The organism is Nostoc sp. FACHB-110 (assembly GCF_014697425.1).
Classification (GTDB): domain Bacteria; phylum Cyanobacteriota; class Cyanobacteriia; order Cyanobacteriales; family Nostocaceae; genus Nostoc_B.
This window is the reverse complement of sequence record NZ_JACJRU010000064.1, coordinates 21,655-31,239: the sequence shown is the minus strand read 5'-3', so window position 1 is coordinate 31,239 and position 9,585 is coordinate 21,655. Positions and strand designations below refer to the sequence as shown.

At 39.6% G+C, this 9,585-nt stretch carries 16 protein-coding genes; 13 read left to right on the top strand and 3 right to left on the bottom strand.

What is annotated here, in order from left to right; genetic code table 11:
* Together H6G69_RS31995 and H6G69_RS31990 are read left to right on the top strand one after the other, a co-directional pair.
* On the top strand, positions 1 to 102 hold a 102-nt coding region (locus tag H6G69_RS31995; RefSeq protein ID WP_190693531.1), incomplete at its 5' end, for a transposase.
* 75 nt (positions 103 to 177) lie between these two features.
* Entirely contained in the window at positions 178 to 534 is a 357-nt protein-coding gene (locus tag H6G69_RS31990; RefSeq protein WP_190693529.1) for a hypothetical protein, read from the top strand.
* A 621-nt stretch (positions 535 to 1,155) separates the two neighbouring features.
* On the opposite strand, the gene H6G69_RS31985 is transcribed toward H6G69_RS31990, so the two are convergent.
* Positions 1,156 to 1,377, bottom strand: coding sequence for a hypothetical protein (locus tag H6G69_RS31985; protein ID WP_190693528.1), 222 nt, complete (start codon positions 1,375 to 1,377; stop codon positions 1,156 to 1,158).
* Between the two features lie 611 nt (positions 1,378 to 1,988).
* Between H6G69_RS31985 and H6G69_RS31980 the strand changes: the two genes are divergently transcribed.
* On the top strand, positions 1,989 to 2,240 hold the full coding sequence (locus tag H6G69_RS31980) for a hypothetical protein (protein WP_190693526.1): 252 nt from the start codon (positions 1,989 to 1,991) through the stop codon (positions 2,238 to 2,240).
* A 49-nt stretch (positions 2,241 to 2,289) separates the two neighbouring features.
* Here H6G69_RS31980 and H6G69_RS31975 read toward each other — a convergent pair whose 3' ends face one another.
* Positions 2,290 to 2,577, bottom strand: a complete 288-nt coding sequence (locus tag H6G69_RS31975; RefSeq protein ID WP_190693540.1) for a hypothetical protein — start codon at positions 2,575 to 2,577, stop codon at positions 2,290 to 2,292.
* Positions 2,578 to 2,788: 211 nt separating this feature from the next.
* Here H6G69_RS31975 and H6G69_RS31970 point away from each other — a divergent pair, with 211 nt between their 5' ends.
* From H6G69_RS31970 to H6G69_RS31935, 9 genes are all read left to right on the top strand, one after another.
* Positions 2,789 to 3,676 (top strand): hypothetical protein, encoded by an 888-nt coding sequence (locus H6G69_RS31970; RefSeq protein WP_190693524.1) that lies wholly within the window; start codon positions 2,789 to 2,791, stop codon positions 3,674 to 3,676.
* A gap of 79 nt (positions 3,677 to 3,755) precedes the next feature.
* On the top strand, positions 3,756 to 4,226 hold the full coding sequence (locus tag H6G69_RS31965; protein ID WP_190693522.1) for a hypothetical protein: 471 nt from the start codon (positions 3,756 to 3,758) through the stop codon (positions 4,224 to 4,226).
* Positions 4,227 to 4,251: 25 nt separating this feature from the next.
* Entirely contained in the window at positions 4,252 to 4,449 is a 198-nt protein-coding gene (locus H6G69_RS31960) for a hypothetical protein (RefSeq protein WP_190693521.1), read from the top strand.
* A 28-nt stretch (positions 4,450 to 4,477) separates the two neighbouring features.
* Positions 4,478 to 4,789 (top strand): hypothetical protein, encoded by a 312-nt coding sequence (locus H6G69_RS31955; protein ID WP_313952579.1) that lies wholly within the window; start codon positions 4,478 to 4,480, stop codon positions 4,787 to 4,789.
* A 203-nt stretch (positions 4,790 to 4,992) separates the two neighbouring features.
* Positions 4,993 to 5,262, top strand: coding sequence for a hypothetical protein (locus H6G69_RS31950; RefSeq protein ID WP_190693519.1), 270 nt, complete (start codon positions 4,993 to 4,995; stop codon positions 5,260 to 5,262).
* 107 nt (positions 5,263 to 5,369) lie between these two features.
* A complete protein-coding gene (locus H6G69_RS31945; RefSeq protein WP_190693517.1) occupies positions 5,370 to 6,071 on the top strand; it encodes a hypothetical protein in 702 nt (233 codons plus the stop codon).
* 46 nt (positions 6,072 to 6,117) lie between these two features.
* Entirely contained in the window at positions 6,118 to 6,252 is a 135-nt protein-coding gene (locus H6G69_RS34605) for a hypothetical protein (RefSeq protein WP_277883509.1), read from the top strand.
* Positions 6,253 to 6,388: 136 nt separating this feature from the next.
* Entirely contained in the window at positions 6,389 to 7,003 is a 615-nt protein-coding gene (locus H6G69_RS31940) for a hypothetical protein (protein ID WP_190693516.1), read from the top strand.
* Positions 7,004 to 7,045: 42 nt separating this feature from the next.
* Complete coding sequence (locus tag H6G69_RS31935; RefSeq protein ID WP_199336368.1) at positions 7,046 to 7,216, top strand: hypothetical protein; 171 nt, start codon at positions 7,046 to 7,048, stop codon at positions 7,214 to 7,216.
* A gap of 69 nt (positions 7,217 to 7,285) precedes the next feature.
* Here H6G69_RS31935 and H6G69_RS31930 read toward each other — a convergent pair whose 3' ends face one another.
* On the bottom strand, positions 7,286 to 8,092 hold the full coding sequence (locus tag H6G69_RS31930) for an SAM-dependent methyltransferase (protein ID WP_190693514.1): 807 nt from the start codon (positions 8,090 to 8,092) through the stop codon (positions 7,286 to 7,288).
* A 489-nt stretch (positions 8,093 to 8,581) separates the two neighbouring features.
* Here H6G69_RS31930 and H6G69_RS31925 point away from each other — a divergent pair, with 489 nt between their 5' ends.
* Entirely contained in the window at positions 8,582 to 9,301 is a 720-nt protein-coding gene (locus tag H6G69_RS31925; protein ID WP_190693512.1) for a glutathione S-transferase, read from the top strand.
* Positions 9,302 to 9,585 lie beyond the last annotated feature (284 nt).

Here is a 9,585-nt window from a genome sequence, read left to right as displayed (position 1 = left end):
CACGTAGAACATCTCTGGAGTCCTTCTTACTTTGCTTGCTCTGTGGGAGGAGCGCCGATTGAAGTCTTGAAATCGTATATTAAGAATCAAAATTCGCCCTAGAAGGGCGAGGCTTGTATCCCCTTCTTTTGGTCACAAATTACAATACACGATTCGGACTGCTTACCGGAAAAGCCAATGCAGAAAATTCTGCTGTCCGCAGAACATCCAGACGCAGAGGTGCTAGAAATTTTGTCGGTACAACAACAAACCCCAGCCACCTCAACGGGCAACGAAATAATGGTACGAGTTGCCGAAGCTTGCGAGAACTTGGGTTACGAACTGTTGGATGATGGCATTTACTACAAAGACAAGCGGCTGGTGGAAATAGTCTACAGAGACGGTATCCCCTGCTTTGTGCAAACTCTCTTCCATCAACCGGAAGCCAAAAGTGATTCTTTGGATTTGTTAGACAAGCCGTTTGGTGAACTGTTACCAGATGAATGGCGGATGCTGCAAGAGTACGAGCCAGTGCAGGATTTGGCTGCGGCGTAGTTTGGAAAAAGGCGATTGCTGACTCTACAAGCACTCGCCTAAATACTGGAATCAAAACATTTTGTTTATCATGGCACATCATACAATACATAATTTGGCTTATCCGGATGCTGACTCCGAAGACAGAATTCTTTTGCCACTAACAGACACAAATGCAGATGTGCTATCTCTTCCTGGATACAAGCCGGTTATTGCAAAGGAGGTGCTTGTTTAAGGGTTTATCGAGCTTATGAATATGATTCAATGCTAGGGCTTGTGTTTGAAGATTTCACCCGCTTACTTGAGAGAAATGTGCTGTGTCTAGTGTTTTTTGCTTCTATTTTAATACTACGGCTAATCCAATTTTTACCTAGACAATAAAAAAGAACAACTAACATATATTAGGTGTTCTCAATGAATATTTCTATGATTGTGATTCTAATAGATTGTTATAAATCTGACATAGACACTTTAGAGAAATTAATATTTTTGGGTCGAAACAATTGGTTACAGAATCGAACCGAGAAATAGTAGAGGTTGTTAGAGTCTCAGCAGATGTGAAATAACACAAATTTGTAACAGGGTAATGAAATATTCAATACTAAACAATCGCCATGAAAAACTGGGTAAGTAAAAAAACAGTTAATAATAATCTGTCTCAAAACTTACAAGTTCAGCTTGCTGTTGTGCTAGATACTGTTTGATTTCAGCCACATTCAACCGTTTGACTAGAGATTGAGAATGAATTGGTTGTAAAAAACCATTTAAGCGGCAACAAGAATTGCTGACTTTTTTATACACATAACCACAACTCATTCCCGGAATTCGGAAATACTCTCCTGTACGTAATTGGTAGAAATTCATAACTACGAGCTGAATAACGACGCTCATTTATAACATATTGAAAGCCGGAATCTTGTCCAAATATTACCAATGACAATAATGCCGCCTAAGAGCAACGACATTATACATACTTGATTTTAAGGATATTGTGCAGGTAAAAGTGAGCGTTTCTGGGCGAACAGCAGATATAAAAAGGAGTCAGAAGACAGAATTCAGAATTCAGAATACTCCACCCATGTTCACGAAGTGTTCCCGTAGGGTAGAGATGAAGTTTTATTAAGGAAGAATGTTTGAATTTTGTTTTGCCCACAAGGAACAAGGTTTTAAACTAATATTCATCACCCAGTCGTACATAATTCATACTGAATTCTGACTCCTGAATCCTGAATTCTTCTTCATAAAATTGTTTCGTCAATCGAGAGCAAAAATTTGATAAAGCATAAAAGATGAGAACGGCTAAGGAGTTGTAGCCGTTCCCAAGAAATTTTGCGTGTCATTCTAGGTTGTTATATGCAGTCTATTGAATTATTAAATGCTGCGCCTACCTTCAAAAGGAGTATCTAACAATATTTCCCTGATGTATTGGCCAACACAAAGTATCGAATAACAAATCAATAGTTTTAGGTGCAAACGTGAAACTTTACTTAACCGATATATCCTTAAATCTCCCCCCGTGGGCAATAATCACATCACAAACCCCAGATTTAATAGAGCTAGAAATTAACGATCATCACCCCGACTTTCAATTGTTTTTCAATGGATTAGCTAGTGAAATACAGCCGGGAGTGGTTGGGGTGAAGTCGGCTGATTTGTGTGAGGCTTTGGTGGATAGGTGTGGGGGTGTTGGGTCAGTTCCAGTAGGAGAAACAAGGATTTTCGTGTAGAAAGGGCAGGTACTATAAGAAGTACTTGCCCGGAGAATAAAATTACTGACTAACTGATGATGCCATACTTTGAGATTGCTGCTTTTTCTCTTGAAGGAACAGGTCGAGATTTTAATCTAATGGTGGGTTTACGTTGTGGTTGGGAATTGGGCTGCTGTTGTCCTAAGTGTTCAATAAGTTCAGTCCCAGTGAGCTTTTTCACTGATGTGTAAGGTCGAATCGGCTGTAAAGTCTCATTCAAGGTGCAAGAGTCGTCACTGGTTTTTCGGTAGACGTAATGGAAGCTGATGCCGGGAATACGGAAATAATCGCCTGTTTGAAGTTCAGAGAATGTCATAAAAACAACTTCAACTACTGAAATAAGTACACATTACCTTACACTATGATTTCTAGCAATCAGCGTAAGTTCCACTCATCAGAATGGGAAATAGCGGAGGTTGCCCAAGTGAAAGCCGTTCTTTAGTCCTAACAGTAAAAAGCGATCGCGCGCGTATAGGCGACAGGACTTTTAAGCCAGATAAAAAGTACATTGCCCACACATTTAAAACATGACCACGAAACCTCATGACCAGTTCGCTAAACAGTTTTTAGAAGAGCTATTGTCCCCTTTGGGGGAAGTAAGAACAAATCAGGAAGTCAGGGATGAAACTAGATTTGTGGATGTCTTGTTTTCCCCTGCCCCCGAAGCACAAGACTCAAATCTCGGATTGTTGGGTAGGATTGTTGTAATGAACACGGCACTCTTAGAGCCGTTTCGCAACCAACCCACCCCAACAGAAGTACGCAATTGTTTTCTGAAGTTATTCGCTGTCATCGCCAATGCACAACGCAAAGCTAAACGAGAGAAAAGAAGATTACCGGAAGATAGCTTGGCGAAACTGTGGATAATATCGCCTAGTGCTTCAGAAAATCTCTTAGCGGATTTTGAGTTTAAACTGGATTTAGGCAATTGGCCCAGTGGCGTTTACTTTTTCCAGAAAGGTTTTCGCGGGGCGATAGTAGTAGTTAACGAATTGCCTGTTACAGAAGAAACATTATGGCTGAGGATTTTGGGAAGAGGTGAAACACAACGTCTAGCTGTTACTCAACTGTTAGCACTTCCACAAACAAATCCACTCAGACAAAATACCCTCAGACTGATTACTAGTTGGCGCGTTGTTGCATTTCAACAAAATGATTTAACAGAAGATGAGCGAGAGTTGATTATGAATTTATCACAGGCCTATCAGGAATGGGAAGAAACTACAATACAGCAGGGAGTAAAACAAGAACGCCGCCAAGTTGTAGAAAATCTCTTGCGATTTCGATTTGGGGAAGTGGATGCTGAACTAGCAACAGTTATTAATGGTTTACTACAGTTATCTCCAGAAGAATTTACTCCCTTGTGTTTGCAATTGACCCGTGAAGAACTATTAGCAAGATTTGCTCCCGAATAAAAGTATTACTCAACTACACCACATCAAAACTTCAAGCGGTTTGTTAAGAGCAGACCGCTTTTTATATGGAGGAAAAGAAATGGAAGACAGGTATTTCGTAGTCAACGATAATATTGTAGTTGCCGATTGCCCGACTCATGAACTGGCAGCAAAAGTAAGTTGTTGTTTAGCTTTACCTCACAAGCATTACAGGCTTACCGTTAGTGCTATTGAAGGTATTGGTCTACAAGTGAGTGGGGGATGTTCCAGCGTAGCTGATACTAATGAAAGAGCGATCGTTTCAGTCAAGGAATATCTCAAAAAGTTTGCTCCACAATATTCAAGTTCACACGCATTGATTGGCAAACAATTCTACTATCAAAAACGCTTTGATAATCAAAGTCGCTTGTATACAGTTTTGAGAGTAACGGGCAGTGGTAAAACGTCTGAAGGTTCTGGCGCATTGTTTGAATGTCTTGCGTTGAAAGGTGAGTATGAGCCGTGGCAATATTTTGTGGCGAGACGAGTGATTATGTATGAGTCGGAATTGTCAAGAATGACTTTAACATAGATAACAAAGTAAGTGAGAAAAAAATATGAATATAGACCTTGCACGTCAGAATCTTGCTCAAGCACTAACCCTTTTAGCTGATTATTGCGATCATCACGAATACGATCAATCTCTTGACGAATTTTACAAGTTTGTGTACGCAGCACAAAGTTATCTGTTAGAACAACAACAGCAAGATAAGCTAGTGGTTAATGAAGAGATTGTACCTGTAAGCAACGAATAGAAAATTACAATAATCGTTCAAGCTTTATGTGGAAGCACACAATATGATTAATGTATGCAGAGTAATACGATGCCCTTATTTTGGAGAACAAGGGCATAGCTACGGATGTCAAAGATACGCTTTTAGTGGAGGATGTCATTTGAAGATAATCGCTCCGCTTCAAGACAATGAATATATTGTGTATACGGATAATGAAGAATTAGTAAACTCTCTCAAAGTAGAGAATGATAGATTTTTTCTGGAGGACGAAAAATATAGTGATGACTTAAGATTTCAGAGTGAAAATCCTGATTTATTTAGTGAACGTTCATTCAAAGTGAAAGAAATTAAACCCAATTAGACTAGCGTTTCACAATCTAACAGAGATTTCAGAAGCGGTTTGTTACCAACAGACCGCTTTTTAATTGCAAAAACATCCCAATCAATCAGCACAAATTTAGAATTATTAGGGGGAAAATATGCAAGTCACAATTACAATTCCGCGCGGCTGGGGATACCCAAAGGCAATTACCAATTCGCAGTTCGCAATTCGCAGTTAAATAATTGCGAATTGCGAATTGTTTTGGTTGGCAGTACGGATTGTTACGCAGCAAAAATAGCAAAGATATTATTTACTTGCCGGAATCCGAAATTCAACAGCTTTCACCTCAAGAATCTGAAGAAGAAATCTTAACTGAAATTGATGAGCATCTCAATCAAGTTGCGATGCTTCAAGCACAGTTAGGAATACTGCATTCGCCACAAGTTAAAAATAATCTAGCGTGGCAAAACTTACTAGAGAGGAGCAGAAATCCTGTAATCTTGAGCTTGTAGCGAAATAATGGTGCAAAAACTTGGTAAGAAAAAGTTTAAAACCAGAGGCAACATCGTTTGAAATACTAGATTGTGTTCAAAAAAAATGCCCTTCGTGTGGTCAAGCAATGTGGAATGAATACAATAATCCTCGACATATAAGAACGTTAAATGGGGTAGTAGAACTACAGCTAAAAATTCGGCAATGTCGAAATAAGTCATGTATGCGGTATAAAAAAGCATATCGACCAGAGCAAGAAGGGTCACTCGCTCTACCACAAAACGAATTTGGTTTGGATGTGATTGCTTATATAGGAGCATTACGCTACCAGGAACATAGAAGTGTTCCTCAAATACACACTCACCTGGAATTAAAGGGTATATGTATAAGTCAACGAACGGTTACGCACCTAATTGACAGATATGACGAGTTACTTTCTTTATGGCTAAAAGACCATAAAAGGTTAAAAGCAATAATGGCTAATCAAGGACGGGTGATATTAGCAATTGATGGGATGCAGCCAGAAATTGGACATGAGGTATTATGGGTAATTCGAGATTGTTTATCAGGAGAAATAATACTTGCTAAAACCTTATTGTCATCAAGAAATGAAGATTTAGTGGCGTTATTATTAGAAGTAGCTAATACGCTGGATGTACCAATTGATGGAGTTGTTAGTGATGGACAACAATCAATTCGTAAAGCTGTTGGGTTAGCATTACCTAAAATTGCTCACGGTTTATGTCATTACCATTACCTGAAAGAAGCAATTAAACCCATATATGAGGCGGATAGAAATGCCAAAAAAGAATTGAAAAAAAAAAGTTAGAGGATTACGAGAAATTGAACGTAGTGTTACCAATGAAGATAAGAATTTGGTGACTATTATTGAAGATTATTGCTCGGCAGTCCGTAGTTCGATAACCAATGATGGTCATCCACCGTTAGAGGCATCTGGATTAAAGTTACAAGAAAATTTGACTTTGATAGAACCTAGAACGGCAAAATAAACTAGAGTAGGTTTGTAATGATTGAAACAGGTGTAAATAAGTAAACCAAAATTTTCAACAACAACGAATTTACGCTTGTTTGAATTTTTGCTCTAGTAAGTTTTACCACACTAGGATAGAACAAAGCTTAGAACGGATGGAAAAAAAAAGTGCTTTACCACCACCTTTAGTGAACCTAAAACACCTCCTAGCCAAGGGATTATCTGCAACTGCATCTTTATTTTCACCTGTTAGAGTTGCATATGATTGGGTTGATAAAGCTAGTAATATTCTCAACAATAAAATAGGTCTTAATGCTGCTGAAGTTAAACAAAGTTATCAGCAACTGTTAACTCAAATGTCACAACACAAGCACAAAGCTGGTACACTGAGCAGTGCAATCGATAACTTTATAAAAACCACCCATAGCTATTGGTCTGGACTTTTTCATTGTTATGAAATTGAAGATTTTCCCAGAACTAATAACGACTTAGAACACGCTTTTGGTATACTACGTCATCATCAACGTCGTTGTACTGGTCGTAAGGTTGCACCCTCATCCCTTGTTATTCGTGGTTCTGTCAAACTTGCTTGCGCGATCGCAACTAAGCTTCATTCTTTTACTGCATCTGATTTAGCTCAAGTTGATATTCATACTTGGCTCGAATTACGCTCTCAATTACAAAAACACCACAAAGCCAGAATTGAACAGTATCGATTTCGCCGAGACCCCAAGGCTTACTTGGCTAATCTAGAAAGTCGTCTTCTCTAGTAAGTTTTGCCACGCTAGGTTAAATCTTATACGATTAGGTTCATGGAACGATTAGAACAGGGGATTGATGCAGTCAAACAGTTCCTTTCGACCCTAACAAGTGATGAGCGTTGGGGGGTGATGGTGCAGATGGAAGAAAATGAACCCCAGATGTTCGGTCAATTGGTAGCACAGGCTCCCGATTGGTTGGAATGGATGGGGTGCAGTTTTTAGGGCTTTGACACGAGGGTACTTGTTTGATGGCACAAAAGAATATATGCAACTGTTCTGCTCTTTCCTAACTTAACTTTCTTTAACAGCAGTGACAAAAAACAGATGTGGCGCATCAGGAATACTGCGGTCAGGAAATTGATAAGTAAATCTACCAAAAGCGGCTCCTTCTTCCCCAGGTTGAATAGCTGATGCTTTCCACCCATAATCAGCAAAGAAAGTTTCTGGCTCATCACAACCTGAGAGCCAATACTTAGCCCATTCATCAGACCCATTACAAATGACTGAGTTGATCACATCAGCACCAAAACAACTCCCAACCACAGACATATTTTGAATATTTGTTAAAAGATTTTTTACCTGTGTTGGGTTGAGATAATAAAGAAATCCTTCTAATAGCCAAATTGATGGTTCTAAAGGTTTATAGCCTTTTTCAAGGAGCAATTGAACCCAGCTTGATTCTTTTAAATCAGCACAAATTGAGTAGCGTTTGCACTTAGGGATACTTCCGCTTAAAACAGATTCTTTATAAAGTAATACATCAGGTTGATCGATTTCATAAACGTGAGTTCCGGTTTGCCAATCCAGACGAAATGCTCTGGTATCCATGCCTGAACCCAAAAGAACAATTTGTCGAATCTGCCCGGCGTACTTCTTTAAGAAATCATCAAAAAAACGAGTCCGAACTGATGCAAATGGCCTGCCTTGTTTTTCGTATTCTTCTAAGCGAGGAATAGCAGCTTCAATAGCTTCTTTACCTGCTAACTGTGCTGCCAAAGGGTCAGTAAATAAAGCATCATGTCTTTGAGTTTCAACCGCCCGTGCTGCCGCCATAACTTTGGCAGTAAAACTTACACTAATTTCTTTGGTGTGGGACATTTTGTTGTGACGCTAGTTAATTTTTAGGAATTTTACTTTATTTGTGTTTAACTAGCATAGTTTTGTTAGCTTATGAAATATTATCTGTCTACAAAAATTGTTCTTTAAAAAATTAAATTGTAAATTAATATCAGTGTGTCCAAACAATTTAAAGATTGGATATTTCAACTAAATCTATAACTCTATAATTGTTAGTAACTAGTTGGTATTAGTTTATGCTAGAACGGCAAAATAAACTAGAGTAGGTTTGTAATGATTGAAACAGGTGTAAATAAGTAAACCAAAATTTTCAACAACAACGAATTTACGCTTGTTTGAATTTTTGCTCTAGTAAGTTTTACCACACTAGGTGTACACTAATAGCGTCTCATAACCTAATTTGTGTCGGTAGGATGATGCTGACTATTACAACCCATTGAGACAATATCGAACGAAACCACCTGCGCGACCAATGGCTAATTTAGTTTTGCACGAAGCTGTCCGAAAATTATGAACTCCCACCCAATTTTGCTATATTTCGATGACGGGAAGGGCCGAGCCGAATTACCGCGTCTCATTTTTGTCTATGGCGATGTCCCATTTGAAGACAGAGTGATATCCCTTCACGAATACAAGCTTTTGCGCTCTAGTGGAAAACTCCCTTTCGATCAGCTTCCTACTCTCCAATTGGGCGACACTATGATTGCCCAATCATGTGCGCTCGCTCGTTACGCGGCACAAGAAGCTGGAATATACCCTTTGGACAAGGTACAGGCAGCCAAATCAGACATGGTGGTCGATGCTTGGCGAGATTTGCTGGATCTTCTGTACGGGTGTTACGTTGACCGGATTGTGGAGAATGGTCAACTACTAATGAAAATGAGGCAAGCATCGCTGAGGGTGGAACGGCTAGATCAGTTTTTCACCATAACTGTGCCTATGCACTTGAGCAGGTTTGAGCAGATGATTGCAGACAATCAAGGCTCTCCATTCCTTGTCGGGTCATCACTGACATGGGCTGATCTGGCGGTATTGGACATTTTGTACACCTTGGATATATCTGCAAACCTTTGGAGAACTCCATCTACATTCTTTTACATCCCGGAGCCGAATGGCCCTTATCAGCCTCCAAAAAAACTGCTGGAACTATATCCAAAGCTTGAGGTGCTAAAAAAGACAATCAGTGAAATACCTCATATTGCTGCTTGGCTTCAGGCTCATCCTTATTAGAAATAATCTCTGAATGCAGGGCAACTATCTTTGTCATCATTGGTGCGCTCGCTTATAAGCAAGACGGGTATCATATCAGAACTAGCTCTTCACCAACCCAAAATTGTCGTGTAGGTCGAGCAATCTTATCGCAGGGGGAGAAAATTCCTCCCCTGCCTGCCTCCTCGCAAAATTCTCTTGGCAGGTTACTAAATCTTTTGCTACTGACCACTTTTTGAATTGGTAGAGTCGATGGGCGGTATTATCCGCCGCACCTCTCTGTTCAATCTGGGCGTGCCACTTTC

What these genes read in the sequence shown, in the direction of transcription:
- H6G69_RS31990 (WP_190693529.1), top strand. Translation starts at nt 178, where the DNA reads ATGCAGAAAATTCTGCTGTCCGCAGAACATCCAGACGCAGAGGTGCTA.
- H6G69_RS31985 (WP_190693528.1), bottom strand. Translation starts at nt 1,377, where the DNA reads ATGAATTTCTACCAATTACGTACAGGAGAGTATTTCCGAATTCCGGGA.
- H6G69_RS31975 (WP_190693540.1), bottom strand. Translation starts at nt 2,577, where the DNA reads ATGACATTCTCTGAACTTCAAACAGGCGATTATTTCCGTATTCCCGGC.
- H6G69_RS31970 (WP_190693524.1), top strand. Translation starts at nt 2,789, where the DNA reads ATGACCACGAAACCTCATGACCAGTTCGCTAAACAGTTTTTAGAAGAG.
- H6G69_RS31965 (WP_190693522.1), top strand. Translation starts at nt 3,756, where the DNA reads ATGGAAGACAGGTATTTCGTAGTCAACGATAATATTGTAGTTGCCGAT.
- H6G69_RS31960 (WP_190693521.1), top strand. Translation starts at nt 4,252, where the DNA reads ATGAATATAGACCTTGCACGTCAGAATCTTGCTCAAGCACTAACCCTT.
- H6G69_RS31945 (WP_190693517.1), top strand. Translation starts at nt 5,370, where the DNA reads ATGTGGAATGAATACAATAATCCTCGACATATAAGAACGTTAAATGGG.
- H6G69_RS31940 (WP_190693516.1), top strand. Translation starts at nt 6,389, where the DNA reads ATGGAAAAAAAAAGTGCTTTACCACCACCTTTAGTGAACCTAAAACAC.
- H6G69_RS31935 (WP_199336368.1), top strand. Translation starts at nt 7,046, where the DNA reads ATGGAACGATTAGAACAGGGGATTGATGCAGTCAAACAGTTCCTTTCG.
- H6G69_RS31930 (WP_190693514.1), bottom strand. Translation starts at nt 8,092, where the DNA reads ATGTCCCACACCAAAGAAATTAGTGTAAGTTTTACTGCCAAAGTTATG.
- H6G69_RS31925 (WP_190693512.1), top strand. Translation starts at nt 8,582, where the DNA reads ATGAACTCCCACCCAATTTTGCTATATTTCGATGACGGGAAGGGCCGA.